Here is a 22,019-nt window from a genome sequence, read left to right on the forward strand (position 1 = left end):
CTAGACCTCGGCCTTGGGCTGGGCGTCGACGCCCGCCTCCTTGCGCTGCTCGGCCGTGATCGGCGTGGGCGCGGCCGTGAGCGGGTCGAAGCCGGAGGCGGTCTTCGGGAAGGCGATCACGTCGCGGATCGACTCGCCGCCGGACAGCAGCATGCAGATGCGGTCCCAGCCGTAGGCGATGCCGCCGTGCGGCGGGGGCCCGTACTTGAACGCCTCCAGCAGGAAGCCGAACTTGCTCTCCGCCTCCTCCTTGGAGATGCCCAGCACGTCGAACACGCGCTGCTGCATCTCCGCGCGGTGGATACGGATGGAGCCGCCGCCGATCTCCATGCCGTTGCAGACCATGTCGTAGGCGTACGCCAGCGCCTCGCCCGGGTGGTCCTGGAAGTTGTCGGCCCACTCCGGCTTGGGCCCGGTGAACGGGTGGTGCACGGCCGTCCAGCCGATCTCGCGGCCCACCTCGTCGTGCACCGGCTCGAACATGGGCGCGTCGACGACCCACAGGAACGCCCACGCCGACTCGTCGATCAGACCGCAGCGGCGGCCGATCTCCAGGCGGGCGGCGCCGAGCAGCTCGCGCGAGGCGTGCTGCAGACCGGCCGCGAAGAAGATCGCGTCGCCCGGCTCGGCGCCCACCTTGGCCGCGAGCCCGGAGAGCTCCTCCTCCGAGAGGTTCTTGGCGACCGGGCCGCCCAGCGTCCCGTCCTCCTGGACGAGCACGTACGCCAGGCCCCTGGCGCCACGGCTGCGGGCCCACTCCTGCCAGGCGTCGAGCTCCTTGCGCGTCTGCGAGGCCCCGCCGGGCATGACCACGGCGCCGACGTATTCGGCCTGGAAGACGCGGAAGGAGGTGTTGGCGAAGTAGCCGGTCATCTCGACCAGCTCCTGGCCGAAGCGCAGGTCGGGCTTGTCGGAGCCGTAGCGGGCCATGGCGTCGGCGTACGTCATGCGCGGCAGCGGGGTCGGCAGCTCGTAGCCGACGATCTCCTTCCACAGCCGGCCGATCAGCTTCTCGCCGACCTCGATGACGTCCTCCTGGTCCACGAACGACATCTCGACGTCGATCTGCGTGAACTCCGGCTGCCGGTCCGCGCGCAGGTCCTCGTCGCGGTAGCACTTGGCGAGCTGGTAGTAGCGCTCGAGGCCGGCGACCTGGAGGAGCTGCTTGAACAGCTGGGGCGACTGGGGCAGGGCATACCAGTTGCCGGGCTGCAGGCGTACCGGGACCAGGAAGTCGCGCGCGCCCTCGGGGGTGGAGCGGGTCAGCGTCGGCGTCTCGACGTAGACGAAGCCGAGCTCGTGCATCACCTCGTTGGCGAGGTAGGTGGCCTTGGAGCGGGTGCGCATCGCGTTGGCCACCTGCTGGCGGCGGATGTCGAGGTAGCGGTACTTGAGCCGGGCCTCCTCCGACACGCCCACGTTGCCCTCGATGGGGAACGGCAGCGGCGCGGACTCGCTCAGCACCTCGACCCGCTCGGCCACCACCTCGATGGCGCCGGTGGGCAGGTCGGGGTTCTCGTTGCCCTCGGGGCGCACCCTGACCTGGCCGACGACCTTCACGCAGTATTCGGCCCGCAGGTCGTGGGCGTGGTCCTCCTCGCGGAAGACCACCTGTGCCGAGCCGGAGGCGTCGCGCAGGTCGATGAAGACCACGCCGCCGTGGTCACGGCGGCGGGCCACCCATCCTGCGAGCGTCACCTGCTGCCCGGCGTGCTCCTCGCGGAGCGACCCGGCCTGATGCGTGCGGATCACTGCACTTTCCCTTTCAAAACGTCGACGACCTCGGCCAAGGGCACCTCGGTCTGCTCAGCGGTGGTCAGGTCCTTCACTTGCACGGCCTCGGCCGCCAGGTCACGCTCGCCCAGGATCAGCGCGAAGCGGGCGCCGGATCGATCGGCCCCCTTCATCGCGCCCTTGAGCCCCTTGCCGCCGAAGGACATGTCGGCGGCGACACCGGCCGCGCGCAGCTCGCTCACGAGCTTGAACATGGCCCGCGCCGCCTCGTCGCCCAGCGCCACACCGTACACCTCGCAGCGGGGCGGGGTGGCGAGCTCGATGCCTTCCCGCTCCATGGCGATGACGGTCCGGTCAAGGCCGAGGCCGAAGCCGATGCCGGGCAGCGCCGGCCCGCCGATGGCCTCCGAGAGCCCGTCGTAGCGGCCGCCGCCGCCGATGCCTGACTGCGCGCCCAGCAGCGGGTGGTCGAACTCGAAGGTGGTGCGGGTGTAGTAGTCGAGCCCGCGGACGAGCCGGGGCGCGTCCTCCCACGCGATGCCGAGATCGCCCAGGAGCTGCTTGACCCGGTCGTGGTGGGCCTTGCAGTCGGCGCACAGGTGGTCGCCGATGAGCGGCGCGTTCGCCAGCTGCGCGCGCACCTCGGGACGCCTGTCGTCGAGCACGCGCAACGGATTGATCTCGATCCGCGCCCTGGTGGCCTCGTCGAGGTCGAGCCCGCGCAGGAAGTCCTGCAGCCGGGCCCGGTAGATCGGGCGGCACTCCTTGCAGCCCAGCGAGTTGAGCAGCAGCCGGACCCGGGTGAGGCCGAGCGCGGCGTACCACTGCCAGGCCAGCGCGATGGTCTCGGCGTCGACGGCCGGGTCCTCGCTGCCGATGGCCTCCAGGTCGAGCTGGTAGAACTGCCGGTAGCGGCCCTCCTGGGGCGCCTCGGCGCGGAAGACCGGGCCGTCGGTCCAGACCTTCACCGGGAGCTGGCCGCGGTGCAGGCCGTACTCCAGGACCGCGCGCAGCACGCCGGCGGTGAACTCCGGGCGCAGCGTCAGCGACCTGCCGCCGCGGTCGGTGAAGGTGTACATCTCCTTGCTCACGACGTCGGTGGACTCGCCGACGCCGCGCGCGAACAGCTGGGTGTCCTCGAAGACCGCGGTCTCCAGGTAGGAGTAACCCGCCCGCCGCGCCGTCTCCGCGAACGCTCCGCGGATCGCGTAGAACGTCGAAGCCTGCGGTGGAACGTACTCTTTGACACCTTTAGGTGCTTGGAAACTCATTAGATCCCTCGTGTGGGACCGGCCTGCGGCGCCGCTTCTTTCAAGTATGGGTTCGTGGCGCGCTCGCGGCCGATCGTCGTCTGTGGTCCGTGGCCCGGCAGCACGACCGTATCGTCAGGCAGCGTCAGACACTTGGTAGCCAGGCTGCGCAGGATGGTCGCGTAGTCGCCGCCGGGAAGGTCGGTGCGGCCGATGGAGCCGGCGAACAGCAGGTCGCCCGAGAACATGATCTCTTCACCGGGCAGCCGGAAGCTCACCGACCCCCTGGTATGGCCGGGCGTGTGGTCGACCGCGAGCTCCAGGCCCGCGAGCTCGAGCACGGCGCCGTCGGACAGCTCGCGCACGTCGTCGGGCTCGCTCAGCTCCAGCCCGCCGAACAACGAGGCGCTCGTGCCCGACCAGCCGGCGGCCGGGTCGCTCAGCAGGTGGCGGTCGTCGGGGTGGATCCACGCCGGGACGTCGCGCGCGCCGCAGACCGGGGCGACCGACCAGACGTGGTCGAGGTGGCCGTGGGTGAGCAGGACCGCGACCGGCTTGAGCCGGTGCTCGCGCAGCAGCTCGTCGACGCCGTCGGTCGCGTCCTGACCTGGATCGACGATCACGCATTCCTCGCCGGGGGCAGGCGCGACTACGTAACAATTGGTCTGGAAGGCCCCTGCGGGGAAGCCGGCGATGAGCATCTGCCTCAGGTGATCTCGTCGAAAAGCCAATGGGAATGTAACCGAAGGGTACCGGTGCGGGTCGCCGGGCTGCGAATCATTACCCGTTGGCCGATACGATTCGCCCACCTCAGTTGATTGACTATGGGAGGCAAAGCGGTGGCCACGGGGAAGGACCGGCAGAAGCAGCTGGCGCGTGAGCACTACGAGCGGCAGATGCAGCGCCGGCTCGAGCGCGAGCAGAAGGCCAAGCGCACGGCGATCATCGGCTCCACTGTGGGCGTCGTGATCGTGGTCGGCGGCATCGTGGCCGCGGTCGCGCTGCTCGGCGGGAACGGCACAGGGACCGACGCGGCCTCCTCGCCCACGGCGTCGGCGTCCGCCGCCGACACGGCGACGGCGGCGCCCAGCGCGGGCACGGGGCCCAAGCCCTACGACGCGGCCACCGGCACCTGCGACTACGTCAAGGACACCGCGGGCGGCAAGATCAAGGACGTCGGCATGCCGCCGGCGAAGGTCAACACCACGCCCGCCACGAAGACGATGACGTTCAAGACGAACCTGGGCGACATCGTGGTCGAGCTCAACAACGCCAAGGCGCCCTGCACGACCAACTCGCTGGAGTTCCTGGCGAAGAAGAAGTACTACGACGGCAGCAAGTGCCACCGGCTCGGCAGCGACAAATTCCCGATGCTGCAGTGCGGCGACCCGGCCGCCAAGGCCGACGGCAAGAGCCAGCAGGACGGCTCCGGCGGCCCCGGCTACGTCATGGCCGAGGAGAACCTCCAGGGCGCCCAGTACAAGCGCGGCGTGATGGCGATGGCCAAAACGCAGGCGCCAGGGAGCACGGGCAGCCAGTTCTTCCTCGTTTACGGAGACATCGGACTCACCCCGGATTACACGCCGGTGGGTACGATCACCAAGGGGCTCGACATCCTGGACAAGGTGAACAAAGCAGGCGTCATCGCCGACATGGGGGACGGGACAGGAGCACCGAAGCAAACCGTCGAAATCAAAGACGTGACAATCGCCAGCAAGAGCTGACGTAATACAAACTAGGGACGAAGTAGTCCCGAAGGGTCTGATGGAAAGTGCGGGAGGACACGGTGAGCACCGACCCGTGGGGCCGGGTAGACGACGACGGCACCGTCTACGTGCGTACGGCTGAGGGAGAGCGGGCCGTCGGCTCCTGGCAGGCCGGTGAACCCGAAGAGGCACTGGCCTACTTCCATCGCAAGTACGACGAGCTGGCCGGTCAGGTGCAGTTGCTCGAGCAGCGCGTCAGGGGCACGGACCTGGCTCCGGCCCAGGCCGAGGCAAGCATCGCCAAGCTGCGGGAGGCCGTCGCGGACGCCCACGCCATCGGCGACCTGGACGCCCTGACGGCCCGGCTCGACGGCCTGACTGAGCTGGTCGCCCAGCGTCGCGAGGAGGTCAAGGCGGCCCGCGAGCACGCGCGGGCCGAGGCCAGAGCGGTCAAGGAGCGCATCGTCGCCGAGGCCGAGCGCATCGCCGACGAGACCACCCACTGGAAGTCGGGTGGCGAACGACTGCGCCAGCTCGTCGAGGAGTGGAAGGCCGCCGACCGCATCGACAGGGTCACCGAGGCCGCGCTGTGGAAGCGGCTGTCGGCGGCGCGCACGGCCTTCGCCAAGCGGCGCAAGGCGTACTTCGCGGGGCTGGACGAGCAGCGCGAGGGCGTGCGCGCGGCCAAGGAGCGCATCGTCGCCGAGGCCGAGGCGCTGGCCGACTCGACCGACTGGGGCCAGACCGCGGCCGTCTACCGCGACCTGATGCAGCAGTGGAAGAGCGCGGGGCGGGCATCGCGCGAGGCCGAGGACGAGCTGTGGGCCCGCTTCAAGAGCGCCCAGGACCAGTTCTTCCAGGCCCGTTCGGCCGTCTTCGCCGAGCGTGACGCCTCGCTGGCCGCCAACGCGGAGGTCAAGGAGGAGCTCCTGGCCGAGGCCGAGAAGATCCTCCCGGTCACGGACGTGCGGACGGCCCGCGCGGCGCTGCGCAGCATCCTCGAGCGCTGGGAGGCGGCAGGACCGGTGCCGCGCGAGCAGCGCGACCGGCTCGAGGGCGGCCTGCGTAAGGTGGACGAGGCCGTGCGCAAGGCCGAGGACGCGGAGTGGAAGCGGTCCAACCCGGAGGCAAGGGCCCGGGCGCAGAGCACGGTCGACCAGCTGCGGACCTCGATCGACCAGCTCGAGAAGCGGCTGTCCAAGGCGCAGGCCGCCGGTCGCGCCAAGGACATCAAGGAGACCGAGGAAGCGCTGACCGCCCGCCGCTCGTGGCTGGAGGAGGCCGAGCGCACGCTCGCCGAGTTCAGCTGACCCGGTGGAGGCCCTCACGGCCTCCACCGGCCTCACGCGTGCCCGAGTGCGGTGTGCCATGCCCAGGTGCCCGCGCCGGCGCTTGAGGCGATCGGGGCCTCATGCCCCTCCCCCCGAAGGAGCCGCGCCGAAGTGCGGTGGGTGGGCCTCGAACGGCGCGCGAGCCGAGGGGGCGCGAAGCCCGGGGGCCGGTGCGCGAAATGGGGCACCGGCGGAGGGGGCGGAGACCTAGGCTGGCGGGCATGGATCCGGTCAGCGCCGCGCGCGCCCTCGTCGAGGACATGTTCCCGGGCGCCCTGTACGCCTTCGTCGGCGGCAGCGCGCTCACCGAGCACCGCACCAGCACCTCCGACCTCGACGTCGTGGTGGTGCTCGACGGTCTGCCCACCCCCTATCGCGAGTCCCTGCGGTGGCGGGAGTGGCCCGTCGAGCTGTTCGTGCACAGCGAGACCAGCCTCCACGCCTACCTCGACAAGGACTTCGACAGGCGACAGCCCAGCCTCGCCCGCATGTGCGCCGAGGGCGCGGTGCTCACCGACCGCACGAGCGGCCGGGCCAGTGACCTCCAGACGGCGCTGAGCGAGCGCCTGGCGGCCGGACCGGGTGGACTGACGAGCTCACAGGCCGAACGGGCCAGATACGCCCTGTCCGACCTCCTGGACGACCTGTCGGGGGTCACGGATCCGGGCGAGCAGACGTTCGTCCGCTGGCAGGTGGTGCAGGAGACCGCCAGGATGGCGCTCGGCCTGGGGCGCAGGTGGCAGGGGAGCGGCAAGTGGCTGCTGCGCGAGCTGCGCGCCCACGACCCGGAGCTGGCCGAGAAGCTGCTCGCCGCCCACGACGACTCCGCACGGCTGGCCGGCGTCGCCTCGGACGTGCTGGAACGCGCTGGAGGGCGTCTCTGGGAGGGTTACCGGGCCGAGGGTGACCCGTTCCACCAGCCACTGCGTCACGTGCCCTCAGGGGAGCTCTCGGGCGAAACGGCGCAGAGCTCCGGCATGCGCCGGCTGGCCGCGATCAGCGGCGCCACGGCCGGGTCCAGCCGCCTCTGGATGGGCCAGACCCACGTCGCTCCCGCCACCCGCTCGTCCGATCACCACCACGGGGCCTCGGAGACGGCCATTTACGTGGTCAGCGGCACGCCGTCGTTCGTCTTTCTGGAGGACGACCGGGAGGTGCGGCTGGACACCAAGCCCGGCGACTACATCTTCGTCCCGCCGTACGTGCCCCATCGCGAGGAAAATCCCGACCCGTCCCAGGAGGCCGTGGTCGTCATCGCCCGCAGCACCCAGGAGGCCATCGTGGTCAACCTCCCGGACCTCCGCCCGCGCTGACCCACCGGCCACCCGCCGACGCCTCACCCGTCCCGCCGCGGCCCGCACATGAGCGCCGCATCCGCGCTCCGCTCTGTCCCGTGGCCGCCGCATTCGCGCGAAGCCTTCCCGCATGCCGTCCGCGTGTGGAGGGCGGCGCGCACCGCACAGAGCCCAGCCGTTCGCGCGCCGATGCGTCCCCGGCGTGGCGCGCGCCAGTGGCGGGTCAGCCGCCCGCGCCGCTGACCCGATAGACGTCGAACACGCCCTGGATGCTGCGCACTGCCTTGAGCACATGCCCCAGGTGCTTGGGGTCCCCCATCTCGAACGTGAACTTGCTGATCGCCACCCGGTCCCGCGACGTCGTCACGGACGCGCTCAGGATGTTCACGTGCTGGTCCGACAGCGTACGGGTGACGTCCGACAGCAGCCGCGGCCGGTCCAGCGCCTCCACCTGGATCGCCACCAGGAACACGCTGTCGTCGCCCGGCGACCAGCTGACCTCGACCAGCCGGTCCGGCTGCTCCTTGAGCTGCTGCACGTTGGTGCAGTCGGCCCGGTGCACCGAGACGCCGTGCCCCCGGGTGACGAACCCGACGATCTCGTCGCCGGGCACCGGCGTGCAGCACTTCGACAGGCGTACCCACACGTCGGCGTCGCCCGCCACGACCACGCCCGCGCCGCCGCCGCGCGGACGGCCGCGCAGCCGGGTGGGCAGGGAGGTCTCGGCGATGTCCTCCTCGGCGCTCTCGACGCCGCCGATCGAGGCCACGAGCTTCTGCACGACGGCCTGGGCGGCGATGTGCCCCTCCCCCACGGCCGCGTACAGCGCGGACACGTCGGGATAGCGCAGGTCGCGGGCGAGCGCGAGCAGCGCCTCGCCGGACATCAGCCGCTGCAGCGGCAGGCCCTGCTTGCGCATGGCCCGCCCGATGGCCTCCTTGCCCGCCTCGATCGCGGTCTCGCGGCGCTCCTTGGAGAACCACTGCCGGATCTTGTTACGGGCCCGGCCCGACTTGACGAACTTGAGCCAGTCGCGCGAGGGCCCGGCGTCGGGCGACTTGGAGGTGAAGATCTCGACCGTGTCGCCGTTGCCGAGCCGCGACTCCAGCGGCACCAGGCGCCCGTTGACCCGCGCGCCGATGCAGCGGTGGCCCACCTCGGTGTGCACGGCGTACGCGAAGTCGACCGGCGTGGCCCCCTCGGGCAGCGCGATGACCTGCCCCTTCGGGGTGAACACGTAGACCTCGGACACCGACAGGTCGAAACGCAGCGACTCCAGGAACTCGCCGGGGTCGGAGGTCTCCTTCTGCCAGTCGAGGAGCTGGCGCAGCCAGGCCATGTCGCTGCCCGGCTTGACCTTGCCGGTGGGGCCGGGGGTGCCGACCTCCTCTTTGTACTTCCAGTGCGCGGCCACGCCGTATTCGGCCCTGTGGTGCATCGCGTGGGTGCGGATCTGCAGCTCAACCGGCTTGCCCTCGGGACCGATCACCGTCGTGTGCAGTGACTGGTACATGTTGAACTTGGGCATCGCTATGTAGTCTTTGAACCGCCCCGGCACCGGGTTCCACCGGGCGTGGATGGTGCCGAGCGCGGCATAACAGTCGCGCACGCTGTCGACCAGCACGCGGATGCCCACCAGGTCGTAGATGTCGTCGAACGCCACGTCCCGGGCGATCATCTTCTGGTAGACCGAGTAGTAGTGCTTCGGCCGCCCCTTGACCACGGCGCGGATCTTGGCCTCGCGCAGGTCGCCGGAGACCTTCTCGATGACCTCCTGCAGGAACAGGTCGCGGCGCGGCGCGCGCTCCGACACCATGCGCGCGATCTCGTCGTAGCGCTTGGGGTAGAGCATCGCGAAGGCGAGGTCCTCGAGCTCCCACTTGATCGTGTTCATGCCCAGGCGGTGGGCGAGCGGGGCGAAGATCTCGAGGGTCTCGCGGGACTTCTGGTGGCGCTTGTGCTCGGGCAGGTAGCGCATGGTGCGCATGTTGTGCAGCCGGTCGGCGAGCTTGATGATCAGCACGCGAATGTCGCGCGACATGGCGACGACCATCTTGCGCACGGTCTCAGCCTGTGCGGCGTCGCCGAACTTCACCTTGTCCAGCTTGGTCACGCCGTCGACCAGGGACCCGATGGTGTCGCCGAAGTCGCCGCGCAGCTCGTCAAGGCTGTAGGCGGTGTCCTCCACCGTGTCGTGCAGCAGCGCGGCGCACAGGGTCTCGTCGTCGGTGCCGAGCTCGGCCAGGATCGTGGCCACGGCCAGCGGGTGCGTGATGTACGGGTCGCCGGACTTCCGCTTCTGGTCGCGGTGGTGGTAGGCGGCGACGTCGTACGCACGCTCGATCAGGCGCAGGTCAGCCTTGGGATGGGTGGCGCGGACCGTACGGAACAGCGGCTCCAGCACCGGATTCATGGCCCCACCCCCGAACCGCCTTCGACGCGCCGGGACGCCGGGCGCATCGGCATTGCCGGCGTCGGTTACGTCGGGCGCGACCACATCACGGGGCACACAGACTCCTCACGCAATGGCTCCTCACGTTCGAGTCCAGGTCCCCTAGTGTATCCAGGCGGCGAACCTGGACCGTCGCGGGCCGGGCTCAGACGATCACGAGGGAGTGCACGTCCACTCCCGGCAGACGCTCGCGTCCCTTGAGAAACGCCAGCTCCATGAGCACGGCGATGCCGACGACCTCGGCTCCGGCCCGCTTCACCAGGTCCACGGCCGCCCTCGCGGTGCCGCCCGTGGCCAGCACGTCGTCGACCACGAGAACGCGGTCGCCGGGCGTGAAGGCGTCACGGTGGACCTCGATGGTGGCCGAGCCGTACTCCAGATCGTAGGACTCTTCCAGGGTCGCGGCGGGCAGTTTCCCCTTCTTGCGCACGGGCACGAACCCGGCCGCCGCCCGGTACGCCACCGGGGCCGCGAGAATGAACCCCCGCGCCTCGATCCCCACGATCTTGTCCACCTCGCAGAGCCCGGCCAGCTCGTCCACCACGGCCGCCATGGCGACAGGGTCGGCCAGCAATGGGGTGATGTCCTTGAACAGCACGCCCGGCTTGGGGTAGTCGGGCACGTCCCTGATCCTGTCCAGGATCATCGTGCTGAGCTCGGTCATGGGTATATCCCTCGCAATTCTCCACCGGCGGTGTGCCGGGCTCCATGATGGTGCATTCCGCCCGCACACGACGACGCCCCCGCCCCGGTGCAGGGCGAGGGCGTCGTACGTGTGCGGCTACCCGTTGGCTACCGCTGCGCTTTTGGAGCCCTTGGACCCCTTGCCACCACCTCCCGTGGAGGCGAGCCTCTTGGCGATGGCCTGGTACTTCGGCTCCCGCTCCTTCAGCGTCACCAGCAGCGGCGTGGCGACACACAGCGAGGAGTACGTGCCGACGATCATGCCGACGAACAGCGCCAGCGACAGGTCCTTCAGCGTGCCCGCGCCGAGCAGCGTGGTGCCGATGAACAGGATCGCCGCCACCGGCAGGATCGCGACCAGCGAGGTGTTCAGCGACCGGATCAGCGTGTGGTTGAGCGCGTTGTTGGCCGCCATCGAGTAGGTCTGCTTCGACGTGTGCCCCAGCTTGGCCGTGACCTCCTTGATCATGTCGAACACCACGACCGCGTCGTAGAGCGAGTAACCGAGGATGGTCAGGAAGCCGAGCAGCGTCGCCGGCGTGACCTCGAAGCCCGACCACGCGTAGATGCCGGCCGTGATGACGAGGTCATGGATGAGCGCGACGATGGCGGCCAGCGCCATCTTCGGCTCGAACGCCATCGACAGGTACAGGATGATCGCCAGCATGAACACGCCGAGGCCGATCCAGGCCTTCTGGGAGACCTCACCACCCCAGGAGGCGCCGATCGACTCGACGCTGACCTCGCTGGCGGGCACGTTGAAGTCCTTGGAGACCGCGGTCTGCACCTGGGTGAGAGTGCTCTCCTGGAGGGTCTCGGTGGTGACCCGCCAGCCCTCGCCGGCCGTCTGCACGATCGGCTGGTGCACGCCCTCCTCTTGGAAGACCTCGCGGACCTGCTCGATGCTCGCGCTGGGCGCCTTGAACGAGAAGACGCTGCCGCCCTTGAACTCCACGCCCAGGTTGAGCCCGTTGATCAGCAACCCGGCCAGCGAGACGATGAGGAGGAAGCCCGACAGGCTGTACCAGAGTCTCCACTTGCCGACGAAGTCAACGTCGATCTCGCCGCGATAGAGGCGACGCGCCAATCCCATCTCAGGCCTCCTGCGGTTTGGTCGTGCGGCCCGACGTGTGCGCCTCGCTCATGCGCTCGGCGTCGAGGCCGGACAGCGGATGCCCCTTGGCGAAGAACTTCATCCTCGCCAGCAGGGCGATGAACGGCTTCGTGAACAGGAACACCACCACGATGTCGATCAGTGTGGTCAGGCCCATCGCGAACGCGAACCCGGCCACGCCGCCCACCGCCAGGAAGTAGAGCACGACCGCGGCGATGAACATGACGGCGTCGGCGATCAGGATCGTGCGCCGGGCACGGACCCAGGCCACTTCGACCGCCGCGCGGAGCGACCTGTGGCCCTCCTTCATCTCGTCGCGTATGCGTTCGAAGTACACGATGAACGAGTCGGCCGTGATGCCGATCGAGACCACGAGACCGATGATGTGCGGCAGGGACAGCCGGAAGTTGGCGTTGTGACCGAGCACGACCACCGAGGTGTAGGTGATGATCGTGGCGACGAAGAGGCTCAGCACCGCCACGATGCCCAGACCGCGGTAGTACAGCATGGCGTAGACCACCACCAGCACCAGGCCGATGAGTCCGGCGATCAGACCGCCCTCGAGCTGGTCCTGGCCCAGGGTCGAGGAGACCGTGACGATGGAACCGCGGTTGAACTTCAGCGGCAGCGCGCCGTACTTGAGCTGGTCGGCCAGCTGAGTGGCGCTGACCTGGTCGAAGTTGCCGGTGATCTGAGCCCGGCCGCCGGGGATGGGGCCCTCGATGTTGGGTGCGGTGATGACGACGCCGTCGAGCACGACCGCGACCTGGTTGCGCGGCGGCTGGGCGTTGTAGGCGGCCGTGGTGAGCTTGGCCCACTCGCCCGCGCCCTTGCTCTTGAAGTTGAGCTCGACGGCCCAGTTGACGCTGCCCTGGGGGATGCCCGCGGAGGCCGAGTCGATGTCCGTGCCGACGACCTTGGCGACGTCGAGCACGTACTTGACGCTGCCGTCGCTCTCGCAGGCGGCGTACTGCTTGCTCGGGTCGTCCTGGACGCCCTGGCCGCGGTTTTCCTTCTTGGCGCAGTCGAGCTTGTTGAACTGGGCGAGCACCGCGGGGTCGATGCCCTGGGTGTTGATGCCCGGGTCCTGCGCGGGCGGCGTGCTGGGCTGGCCGGTCGGCGTCGCCTTCGGCGTGGCCTTCTGGCCCTTCTGCTGCTTCTGCGGGCTCTGCGCCGCGGACGGCTCCGCGCTGGCCGAGACGCTGGGCGCCTCCGCCGACGCGCTGGGGGTCGGTGCCGTCAGCGCCGACGACAGCGCCTTGCCCGTCGGGGACGTGCTGGGCTCGGGCGTGGAGACCTGGCTGGACTTGCCGGACTTGCCGGACTTGGGGGTGGCGGTCGGGCTCGCCGAGGCCGACGGGGTCGGCGTCGGCGCGCTGGTGGCCAGATCCTGCGGCGCCTGGGTCGCCTCCGCGGCAAGCACCTGGCGGAAACGCATCTCCGCAGTGGTGGAGACCAGCTTGAGGGCCTCGCTCTGTCCGACGCCCGGGATCGAGATGACGATGTTGCTGCCGGACTTGGCGACCTCCGCGTCGGAGATGCCGGTGCCGTTGACCCGGTCGCGGATGATGCTGACCGCGCGGTCGAGCACCTCCTCCGGCGGGGGCGCGTTGTTGAGAGTCACGGGAAGCAGAGTCATCGTCGTGCCGCCGGCGAGGTCGAGTCCCAGCTTCGGCGTGAACGCCTTCTGCAAGAACATCGTCCCGCCCAGGGCGAGGATGAGCGCCAGCAGCACCAGGAGCGTGCGCCCCGGTCTGCTGTGGCGGCTGGTCGGTCGGGCCACTGGTCGTCAGTTCTTTCGGGTAGAGGTTTGTCGCAGAGCTTAGTCAGGACTGCTTCGTGCTGGAGTCCTGGCCGCCTTCGCGCTCAGCGGTGGCTTCGGACTCTTTCTTACCCTCCTCGCCGGTCTCGGCCTCGCCGGCCGAGGACTCGTCGTCCGCGGGAGCGTCGCCGGGCGTCACGACCCGGCCGATCGCGGCCTTCACCCAGCGGGTCTCGATCCCTGGCGCGACCTCGAGGATCACATCCTCATTCTCCACCGCGACCACGGTGCCGAACAGACCGGTCGTGGTCATGACCCGGGCGCCGGGGGCCAAGGAGTTCTGCATCTGGATCGCCTCCTGCTGGCGCTTGCGCTGGGGGCGGATCAGCAGGAAGTAGAACACCACCACCAGAAGAATCAGCGGCAGGATACTTCCGAGTTGTCCCATGTCCATAAGGGGCACCCTTCATTGTCGTACAAGGAAGTTGACACCGGCCTCGCGCCGGAAATTCCGTGCGTTGCGTCGGGCCGCGCCGCATCAGCCCGTCAGCCTACACAGCCAGCCAAGCCACGGAGTGTAGGCGCTTGTTGCGAAACGCGGCAACGAGGCAGCGTTTCGGCGCGCGGGGAAGTTCCCATTGTGAAACGGTTGCAACCGTTCTGTGATCAGTCGAAAAGGGATGCTCCGAACGCGTCGGGGGGCGGGGTCATGCCGAGATGGCTCCACGCGGCGGCGGTCGCGACCCGGCCGCGCGGCGTCCTGGCCAGCAGTCCCTGGCGTACGAGGAACGGCTCGGCCACCACTTCGACGGTCTCCGGCTCCTCCCCCACGGCCACGGCGAGCGTGGACAGCCCGACCGGACCGCCGCCGAACTTCTTCAGCAGCACGCCCAGCACCGCCCGGTCGAGCCGGTCGAGCCCTTCGGCGTCGACCTCGTACAGGTTGAGCGCCGCTGCGGCGATTTCCCGATTTATCACCCCATCGGCCCTCACGTCCGCAAAATCCCGCACTCGCCTGAGCAGGCGGTTCGCGATTCGGGGCGTCCCCCTGGACCGCCGGGCGATTTCGTGCGCCCCGTCCTCAGGAAGCGTGACGCCGAGCAGCTTGGCCGACCGGTAAAGCACCTGCTCGAGCTCGCCGACCTCGTAGAAGTCCATGTGCGCGGTGAACCCGAACCGGTCGCGCAGCGGCGCCGGCAGCAGCCCGGCGCGCGTGGTGGCGCCGACGAGCGTGAACGGCGCGATCTCCAGCGGGATCGCCGTGGCTCCCGGTCCCTTGCCGACGACGATGTCGACCCTGAAGTCCTCCATGGCGAGGTAGAGCATCTCTTCCGCGGGCCTGGCCATCCGGTGGATCTCGTCGATGAACAGCACCTCGCCCTCGGCGAGTGTGGACAGGATGGCGGCGAGATCCCCGGCCCTCTCCAGCGCGGGGCCCGAGGTGATCCTGAGCGGCGCGTTGAGCTCCGCCGCGATGATCATGGCCAGCGTGGTCTTGCCCAGCCCCGGCGACCCGCTCATCAGCACGTGATCGGGCGGCCGCTGCCTGCGCAATGCGCTCTCCAGCACCAGGGAGAGCTGCTCACGCACGCGGCCCTGGCCGATGAACTCGCCCAGCCGCTTGGGCCGGAGCGCCGCCTCGATCTGCAGCTCATCGCCCCCGGCATCGGGCGACACGAGCTCCCGCTCAAACCCCACGTCCCCGCCTCCTCCAGACAGCTCCCCCACCGGCACGCTCTCCCGTCACCACACCACGACGGCGAAACGCGGCCCAGCGGAGCCCGTCACAACGGCCGCCGCCCACGGGGGCGCTGGGACGCCGCGGCACCACCATCACGCTCGCCCGCACAGCACCGCATCGGCGGGCTGTCGTGCGGCAGGGCTCAGCCCGATGCCAACGGCTCGGAGCCACGCCGGCCCCGACGTGCGGACGGCTGACGGGCGCGCTCATCGAAGGCTCAGGGCTTGGAGTGCGGCCTTCAGGAGCGCGGCGACCTGGGGCTGGCGGCCGGCGGCGAGGTCGGCGTCGGCGCGCGGCTCCACGATGGCGACGGCCTCGTCGGCGTCCTTGCTCGAGTAGCCCAGCCCCACCAGTCCCGAGTGGACCTGCTCGCGCCACGCCGCCGCCCGCCGGTCCCCGTTGAGCGCGGCGTTGACGGCCTCCTCGGGCGTGCCGAGCCGGTCCTTCAGCTCCAGCACGATCCGCTGTGCCCCCTTCTGCCCGATCCCCGGCACCTGCGTGAGCGCCTTGAGGTCGGCACTCGCCACGGCGACGCGCAGCGCGTTGGGCGTGTGCACGGCGAGCATCGCCAGCGCCAGCTTGGGCCCGACCCCGCTGGCCGTCTGCAGCAGCTCGAACACGGCCCGCTCGTCGTCGGTGGCGAACCCGTAGAGCGTGAGCGACTCCTCCCGCACCACCAGCGACGTGGCCAGGCGCGCCTCCTCGCCGACCCGCAGCGTGGCGAGCGTGCCCGGAGTGCAGTGGGTGAGGATGCCGACGCCGCCGACCTCGATCACGGCTCCGTCGGGAGCGATCGCGGTCACCTTGCCCGACACCGACGCGATCACAGCCCACCATCCTTCCACGCCGCCACGGCCCGCACGCCGCCGGCAAGCATCACAGCCCGACATCCTCTCGCATGACCGGTGACGACACGCCGCGGGCACGCGGTGCGGCGGCGCGTCGCATCGCCGGCAAGGCCCGTCTCCCGGAACGTCACGACCTGGTGTCCTTCCGGGTGGCCTTGGCCAGGGCCTCGGCGAGGCGGTGCTGGGCGCCGCCGCGCCAGACGTGGCAGATGGCCAGGGCGAGGGCGTCTGCCGCGTCGGCGGGCCTGGGCATCTCCGTCAGGCGCAGCAGCCGGGTGACCATGGCGCCGATCTGCTTCTTGTCGGCCGTGCCGCTGCCGGTGATGGCCGCCTTGACCTCGGACGGCGTGTGCAGCGCCACCGGCAGCCCGCGCCGGGCCGCGCACAGCACGGCGATCCCGGCGGCCTGGGCGGTGCCCATGACGGTGCGTACGTTGTGCTGGCTGAAGACGCGCTCGACCGCCACCGCGTCGGGCCGCACCTCGTCGAGCCACTGCTCGATCCCGGCCTCGATGCCGACGAGCCGGGCGCCGAGCTCGTCGTCGGCTCCCGTGCGCACCACCCCGACGGCCACCAGCCGCAGCGGCGCTCCAGGCCGCCCCTCCACGGCGCCCACGCCGCACCGGGTCAGCCCGGGATCGACGCCCATCACCCGCACCGGCCCACCCCTCCCGCACTGCCGAACATCTGTTCGGCACGAGACTCTACCCCGGCAGCGGTGCCCCACGCACCGGAACCGCCCGTACGCCCGGGGAATCGACCAGCCCTGAGCGGTCAGAAGGAGTCCAGCATGTACGGCTTCGCGGCGAAGGCCGTGTCGAGGGCCTCGTCGTACCGTTCGTCGCCGGACATGAGCCCGCTCATCCGCAGCGTGGCCGTCGGAACCCCGGCATACAGCGCCGAGAACGCGTTCACGCTGAGCACGACCCCAGGCTCGGAGACCGCGGTGGCCGCGCAGGACCCGCCCGCGAACTCCAGCCGCCACGTCCCCGCGCCCAGCAACGGGTCCTCCACGGTGACCACGGCGTCGCAGGTCACGTACGCCGGATAGCCCCGGCGCTCGACCGCGGCGGCCACGTCCAGCACCCTGAACATCCACCGCGCCTGCTTCACCTCCTCCCTCGACCGCTCGCGCAGCAGCCACAGCACCGGGTCGTCCGGGGCCACGGGGGCGATGACGTTGCGCGCGATCGTCGACGCGCTGCCCACCATGGACCACAGGGCCCTGGCGGTCTCGCCGGAGCCGGCGACGAGGTTGTCGACCAGGATGTCGTCGCCGCGCCAGCGGTAGACGACGAAGCCGTCATCGGCGAGGTAGAGGAAGTCGTCCTCGATCCCGAGCCACAGGCTCCAGGTGTCCTCGTCCCACGCGACGGGGCCGCTGGAGCGGGCGGCGGCGTGGACGCGGTGGAGCACGGAGACGAGCTCGGCGGCGTCGCCCGGTCCCATCCTGCGCAGCTTGACCTGCCCGGACGGTCTGATCTGGCGCAACGCCTCGGCGGGGAGCGTCACGTTGTGCTGGGCTCCGGCGTGCTCGTAGCCGACCGAGCGGTAGAGGGGCGTTGTCGCCGGATAGAGAGCGGAGACCGCGTCGCCGAGCGCGGCGGCCCGTTCGACGACGGCACGCATGAGCCGGGTGCCCATGCCGCGGCCGCGGTCCTCGGGGTTGATGGTGACCCCCTGGATCCCCGCCATCGGCTGCGGCTTGCCGTGCCACCACTGCGTGAACTGGCGCAGCCGGGCCGCGCCGGCGAGCCTGGAGCCGTCGAAGGCCCCCAGGTAGCGGCCCTCGCCGAGCGCCGGGAACACCGCCTGGCGCCACCTGTCGGCGTCGCCCGCGGCCAGCGGGCCGAACGAGCGCTTGCGGATGTCGAGGACGTCGTCCAGATCCTCAGGAGTCAGGTCGCGAATTTCCACGAAACGACAACCTATGCAGCGGGGGTACGCGGTCGCGAACCATTTGTCGTGAGGGCGAGCCTGTCCAGATAGAGCAGCTGGGCGGCCACGACCGCGATCAGCGCGACGGCAACGACGAGGAGCGGCGTGGCGGCGCCGACGTCCGGTCCGGTGCCGGAGAAGCCGCTGAGCTGGGCCACCTGCGCGACCGGCGCGGTGTACAGGGTGGGCTTCTGGGCCACCAGCAGCGGCCAGAGGAGGTCCTGCGCGTTCACCAGGGCGACGGCCCCGGCGAGGATGCCCGCCATGGGCAGCGACGGGAGGAAGACGCCGCTGAAGAAGTCCTTGTCGGTGCGCTCCGCCAGCCCCTTGCACAGCAGGGTGAGCACCAGCAGGGCGGGGACGCTGACCAGGAGGGGCGGGAAGAGAGCCAGGAAGGAGTCGATGAGGCCCATGTTGCGGACGTTCTGCCAGTTCGCGACGCCGAGCGGGCCGGGGCCGACGAACAGCCACGGCGCGAACGCCAGCAGCAGCCACTCGCTCCCGCGCCCGAGCGGCCGCAGGCCGCCGATGCCGAGCGCGGCCAGGTAGGCGACGCCGACCGAGATGATCGCTCCGGCGATCGCGGGCACCCAGGTGTTCACCTGGGCGCGGAGGGCGCCCGCCGCGGAGTCGGGCGAGGCGAGCACGCCGTCGATCCACGGCCAGGCGCACACGAGGGCCACGGCCACGAAGACGATCAGCGCCGTCACCCCGACGGCCAGGCCGGCGGCGCCGGGCCTGCGCTCGGCCGCCGCCTCTCCCCCGTCTTCCCGCGTGACGCGCGGGGTCAGCGTGATGCTCAGCCGCGAGGCCGCCGCGATGACGGTCGCGATGATGCCCAGCACGCCAAGGATCACCCCTGTGAGCGTCGCAACGGCCGCGCCAGGGCCGAACTGGGCCATTCTGAAGGCGAGGTCGTACTCGAGGCCCGCGAGCGTCTCTGTGGAGCGCTCAGGGCCTCCCCTGGTGAGCGTCAGCCCTATCGAGAAGGCCTGGAGCCCGACGGCGAGCATGGTGATCACCAGGAGCGCCCCCACCACGAGCATCGCGGGCGCCACCGCACCACCGCGCTGCCCGGGGGCGCCGGGAGGAAGAGCGCCCCCGCTCGGATCGGCCCCGCCGGCGGCATGTGGGACGGAGCCGCCGGATGAGACGGAGCCGCCGGATGGGACGGAGCCGGCGCGCAGGGCGGGCAGGAACGCCATGACCGCCAGAGCGCACACCACCCCGAACGTGGCGGCCGCGACGATCAGCCGGAGCGCTCCAGGGGCGCTCGCCGGCTCGCGCAGCTCTTGGGCCAGGCCGGCCAGGCCCGGGGCGTCCGGCATGAGCCCGCGCATCCAGGCCGCCGCCACCCCCACGGGCGAGAACGTCACGACGGCCAGCGACAGCGCGATCCGCCCGGCCCGCCTCGGCCACGTGCCCGCCCGCTCGAGCGCCAGCGCCAGCAGCGGCGCCACCACCACGGCCACCAGCAACGGCACCACGGTCAGCGACAACGTGAACCACAGCGCCCGCCAGACCTCGCCGCGCCTGGCCAGCTCGTGGTAGTTGTCCATCCCCACGAAGGAGCTTTCCCGCAGGACGCCGCCGCTCTGGAGGCTGAGCCAGATCGTCTGCACGGTCGGCAGGACGAGCGTGATGAGGGTGCCGAACAGCGCCGGCACGGCCAGCAGCCAGCCGAGCGCCCGATGAGGTGCCTGTGTAGTGGTGGTGGGGGGAGTCACGTCGCCCGACCCTACGCTGCCCCGCCCCTTTCGCGCACCCGGAGAGCGCTCCGGAGCCGGCCGGGCCCGGCCGGAAGCCCCTCGTGCAGAGCCGGTGAACGGCGCACGCACGAGCAAAGGGCCCGGCGCCGAGCCGAGCCCGCCACGAGCCTGCCGCGCTAGTCCAGCGCCGCCAGCACCTCGTCGGAGACGTCGAAGTTGGCGAAGACGTTCTGCACGTCGTCGCTGTCCTCCAGCGCGTCGATGAGGCGGAAGACCTTCTTGGCCCCCTCCTCGTCCAGCGCCACGCTCATCGTCGGCAGGAAGCTCGACTCCGCCGAGTCGTAGTCGATCCCGGCGTCCTGCAGGGCCTTGCGCACCGGCACGAGGTCGCCGGCCTCGCAGACGACCTCGAACGAGTCGCCGATGTCATTGACCTCCTCGGCGCCCGCGTCGAGCACGGCCATCAGCACGGTGTCCTCGTCGAGCCCGTTCTTGGGGACGATCACGACACCCTTGCGGTTGAACATGTAGGAGACCGAGCCCGGGTCGGCCAGCGAGCCGCCGTTGCGGGTCAGCGCCACGCGTACCTCGGAGGCGGCGCGGTTGCGGTTGTCGGTGAGGCACTCGATGAGCACCGCGACGCCGCCGGGCGCGTAGCCCTCATACATGATCGTCTGCCAGTCGGCGCCACCGGCCTCGAGGCCGCCGCCGCGCTTGCGGGCGCGCTCGATGTTGTCGTTGGGCACGGAGTTCTTCTTCGCCTTGAAGATGGCGTCGAAGAGGGTGGGGTTGGCGTCCGGGTCAGGGCCACCGGTCCGTGCCGCCACCTCGATGTTCTTGATGAGCTTCGCGAACAGCTTGCCGCGCTTGGCGTCGAGTGCGGCCTTCTTGTGCTTCGTCGTCGCCCATTTGGAGTGGCCGGACATTACCTAGAGCTCCCTCACCATGTCTACGAAGTAACGGTGCACGCGCGTGTCCCCGGTCAGCTCGGGATGGAACGACGTCGCGAGCAGCGGCCCTTGACGGACCGCGACGATCCTATCCCCAGGCTCGCACCGGCCCAGCACTTCGACATCGCCGCCGACGGACTCGACCCAGGGCGCGCGGATGAACACCGCGTGCACCCGCTCCCCCGCGAAGTCCAGGTCGGACTCGAACGAGTCGACCTGGCGGCCGAACGCGTTGCGCCTGACCACCATGTCGATGCCGCCGATGGTCTGCTGGCCGGCGATGCCGTCCTCGATCCTGTCGGCCAGCATGATCATGCCGGCGCAGGAGCCGTAGGCGGGCATGCCTTCCTTGATCCGCATCCGCAGCGGCTCCAGCATGTCGAAGGTCTCGGCGAGCTTCCACATGGTGGTCGACTCCCCGCCGGGGACGACCAGACCGTCGACCGCCTCCAGCTCCGCCGGCCTGCGCACGGCGGTCGCCGACGCGCCTGCCTCCTGAAGCATGCGCACATGCTCGCGCACGTCTCCCTGGAGAGCGAGTACACCGATCGTGGGCACAGTCGATCCTTCCGTCTGGGTGCGGGTTCCGACCATTCAACACCAGGATGGCCTGGGATCTTCCTTCAGCGCCCGCCGCAGTCCACGCCTAGAGGACCACTTTGACGTGGACGGGCTTGTGGTCGGACAGCTTCACGTCCTGCGCGACGCGGCAGCCCCGCACCGTGCCCTTGGGGGCGAACAGGTAGTCGAGCTTCTTGCCCTCCCTGGTCCACCGTCCGGTGCGCCGCGCGCCGCGCTGGTCGCATTCCTGGTACCTCCGGTAGAGCGGCGCGACGGCCCGGCGGCCGGCGGCGCTGCCGTATTCGCTGTCCGGAGGCGCCACGTTGAGGTCGCCGCCGAGGATCGCCCGGTGTCCCGGCTTGGCCGCGATCTCGAGCAGCCGCCTGATCTGCCTGGTCCGGTAGGGGGCACCGGGCTGGCGGTCGTCGTCGGCCCGGCCGGAGGACAGGTGGGTGCCGCAGGCGCGCACCTTCTTGGCGGGGATGATGGCGCAGAGGGCGGCGCGCGTGACGTACCAGGGCGGGGCGGGCAGCGGGTGGGTCTCGAAGGTGGCGGCGTCACCCGCCACGGCGACCGCGATGCTCTGCGCGCCGCGCGGGCGGCCGAGGCGGTCGGGGTGGCAGGCGTACGGGGTGCCGTCAAGGGAGGTCAGGCCCCATGAGCCGATGGTCCAGCTCCGTCCGGTGCGCTGTTCGAGCCAGAGTTCCAGCGTGCCGGCCGCGCCCGTGCAGAACTCCTGCAGGAAGATCACGTCAGGGGGGCCGTTCGCGATCGCGTAGCCGCCGATGCTCTGCGCCAGTTCGAGCGCGCCTGCGCGGTAGAGGGGGCACTCCGAGTTGGTGCCCGCGCAGACGTTCCACGTCATCACGGACAGCTCGGCCCGTGTGGGCGCGGCGAGCAGGCCGGCCACGAGTAACACGGCAGGTCCCACCATGTCAGTAAAT

At 70.5% G+C, this 22,019-nt stretch carries 19 protein-coding genes; 3 read left to right on the forward strand and 16 right to left on the reverse strand.

Annotated features, from left to right (window positions below; genetic code table 11):
* Genes aspS through ACIBVN_RS23375 form a run of 3 tightly spaced genes read right to left on the reverse strand, consistent with a single transcriptional unit; the run spans window position 1 to window position 3,685 of the window.
* On the reverse strand, window positions 1-1,752 hold the full coding sequence (aspS, locus tag ACIBVN_RS23365; RefSeq protein WP_397139569.1) for an aspartate--tRNA ligase: 1,752 nt from the start codon (window positions 1,750-1,752) through the stop codon (window positions 1-3).
* Window positions 1,749-3,005: a histidine--tRNA ligase gene (gene hisS / locus ACIBVN_RS23370; protein ID WP_397139571.1), complete on the reverse strand. Its 1,257-nt coding sequence runs from the start codon at window positions 3,003-3,005 to the stop codon at window positions 1,749-1,751. Before hisS ends, aspS begins: the two co-directional genes overlap by 4 nt.
* Window positions 3,005-3,685 (reverse strand): MBL fold metallo-hydrolase, encoded by a 681-nt coding sequence (locus tag ACIBVN_RS23375; RefSeq protein WP_397139573.1) that lies wholly within the window; start codon window positions 3,683-3,685, stop codon window positions 3,005-3,007. Before ACIBVN_RS23375 ends, hisS begins: the two co-directional genes overlap by 1 nt.
* 138 nt (window positions 3,686-3,823) lie before the next feature.
* Between ACIBVN_RS23375 and ACIBVN_RS23380 the strand changes: the two genes are divergently transcribed.
* From ACIBVN_RS23380 to ACIBVN_RS23390, 3 genes are all read left to right on the forward strand, one after another.
* Window positions 3,824-4,708 carry a peptidylprolyl isomerase gene (locus tag ACIBVN_RS23380; protein WP_397139575.1) on the forward strand — a complete coding sequence of 295 codons (885 nt, stop codon included), beginning with the start codon at window positions 3,824-3,826 and terminating at the stop codon, window positions 4,706-4,708.
* 62 nt (window positions 4,709-4,770) lie between these two features.
* Window positions 4,771-6,000 carry a DUF349 domain-containing protein gene (locus tag ACIBVN_RS23385; protein ID WP_397139577.1) on the forward strand — a complete coding sequence of 410 codons (1,230 nt, stop codon included), beginning with the start codon at window positions 4,771-4,773 and terminating at the stop codon, window positions 5,998-6,000.
* 242 nt (window positions 6,001-6,242) lie between these two features.
* Window positions 6,243-7,334: a cupin domain-containing protein gene (locus tag ACIBVN_RS23390; protein ID WP_397139579.1), complete on the forward strand. Its 1,092-nt coding sequence runs from the start codon at window positions 6,243-6,245 to the stop codon at window positions 7,332-7,334.
* Between the two features lie 205 nt (window positions 7,335-7,539).
* Here the strand turns inward: ACIBVN_RS23390 and ACIBVN_RS23395 are convergent, their stop codons facing one another.
* From ACIBVN_RS23395 to ACIBVN_RS23455, 13 genes are all read right to left on the reverse strand, one after another.
* Window positions 7,540-9,729: a RelA/SpoT family protein gene (locus ACIBVN_RS23395; protein ID WP_397139581.1), complete on the reverse strand. Its 2,190-nt coding sequence runs from the start codon at window positions 9,727-9,729 to the stop codon at window positions 7,540-7,542.
* A gap of 184 nt (window positions 9,730-9,913) precedes the next feature.
* Window positions 9,914-10,432, reverse strand: coding sequence for an adenine phosphoribosyltransferase (locus ACIBVN_RS23400; protein WP_397139583.1), 519 nt, complete (start codon window positions 10,430-10,432; stop codon window positions 9,914-9,916).
* A 117-nt stretch (window positions 10,433-10,549) separates the two neighbouring features.
* The gene (gene secF, locus ACIBVN_RS23405; protein ID WP_397139585.1) at window positions 10,550-11,545 is read right to left on the reverse strand and encodes a protein translocase subunit SecF; all 996 of its coding nucleotides are present in this window, start codon (window positions 11,543-11,545) and stop codon (window positions 10,550-10,552) included.
* Window position 11,546: 1 nt separating this feature from the next.
* Complete coding sequence (gene secD, locus ACIBVN_RS23410) at window positions 11,547-13,349, reverse strand: protein translocase subunit SecD (protein WP_397139587.1); 1,803 nt, start codon at window positions 13,347-13,349, stop codon at window positions 11,547-11,549.
* 43 nt (window positions 13,350-13,392) lie between these two features.
* Window positions 13,393-13,782 (reverse strand): preprotein translocase subunit YajC, encoded by a 390-nt coding sequence (gene yajC / locus ACIBVN_RS23415; RefSeq protein WP_397139589.1) that lies wholly within the window; start codon window positions 13,780-13,782, stop codon window positions 13,393-13,395.
* A gap of 212 nt (window positions 13,783-13,994) precedes the next feature.
* Entirely contained in the window at window positions 13,995-15,026 is a 1,032-nt protein-coding gene (gene ruvB, locus ACIBVN_RS23420; RefSeq protein WP_397139591.1) for a Holliday junction branch migration DNA helicase RuvB, read from the reverse strand.
* A gap of 249 nt (window positions 15,027-15,275) precedes the next feature.
* Window positions 15,276-15,896 (reverse strand): Holliday junction branch migration protein RuvA, encoded by a 621-nt coding sequence (gene ruvA / locus ACIBVN_RS23425; protein ID WP_397139593.1) that lies wholly within the window; start codon window positions 15,894-15,896, stop codon window positions 15,276-15,278.
* A 148-nt stretch (window positions 15,897-16,044) separates the two neighbouring features.
* Window positions 16,045-16,575, reverse strand: coding sequence for a crossover junction endodeoxyribonuclease RuvC (gene ruvC, locus ACIBVN_RS23430; protein ID WP_397139595.1), 531 nt, complete (start codon window positions 16,573-16,575; stop codon window positions 16,045-16,047).
* 116 nt (window positions 16,576-16,691) lie between these two features.
* On the reverse strand, window positions 16,692-17,834 hold the full coding sequence (eis, locus tag ACIBVN_RS23435; RefSeq protein WP_397139597.1) for an enhanced intracellular survival protein Eis: 1,143 nt from the start codon (window positions 17,832-17,834) through the stop codon (window positions 16,692-16,694).
* A gap of 11 nt (window positions 17,835-17,845) precedes the next feature.
* A complete protein-coding gene (locus ACIBVN_RS23440) occupies window positions 17,846-19,582 on the reverse strand; it encodes a hypothetical protein (protein ID WP_397139599.1) in 1,737 nt (578 codons plus the stop codon).
* 158 nt (window positions 19,583-19,740) lie between these two features.
* The gene (locus ACIBVN_RS23445; RefSeq protein WP_349451082.1) at window positions 19,741-20,490 is read right to left on the reverse strand and encodes a YebC/PmpR family DNA-binding transcriptional regulator; all 750 of its coding nucleotides are present in this window, start codon (window positions 20,488-20,490) and stop codon (window positions 19,741-19,743) included.
* Window positions 20,491-20,493: 3 nt separating this feature from the next.
* Window positions 20,494-21,108 (reverse strand): pyridoxal 5'-phosphate synthase glutaminase subunit PdxT, encoded by a 615-nt coding sequence (gene pdxT / locus ACIBVN_RS23450; protein ID WP_397139601.1) that lies wholly within the window; start codon window positions 21,106-21,108, stop codon window positions 20,494-20,496.
* 52 nt (window positions 21,109-21,160) lie between these two features.
* Window positions 21,161-22,009 (reverse strand): endonuclease/exonuclease/phosphatase family protein, encoded by an 849-nt coding sequence (locus ACIBVN_RS23455; RefSeq protein WP_397139603.1) that lies wholly within the window; start codon window positions 22,007-22,009, stop codon window positions 21,161-21,163.
* Between the last annotated feature and the right edge of the window lie 10 nt (window positions 22,010-22,019).

This window comes from Nonomuraea sp. NPDC049400 (assembly GCF_044466425.1).
Classification (GTDB): domain Bacteria; phylum Actinomycetota; class Actinomycetes; order Streptosporangiales; family Streptosporangiaceae; genus Nonomuraea.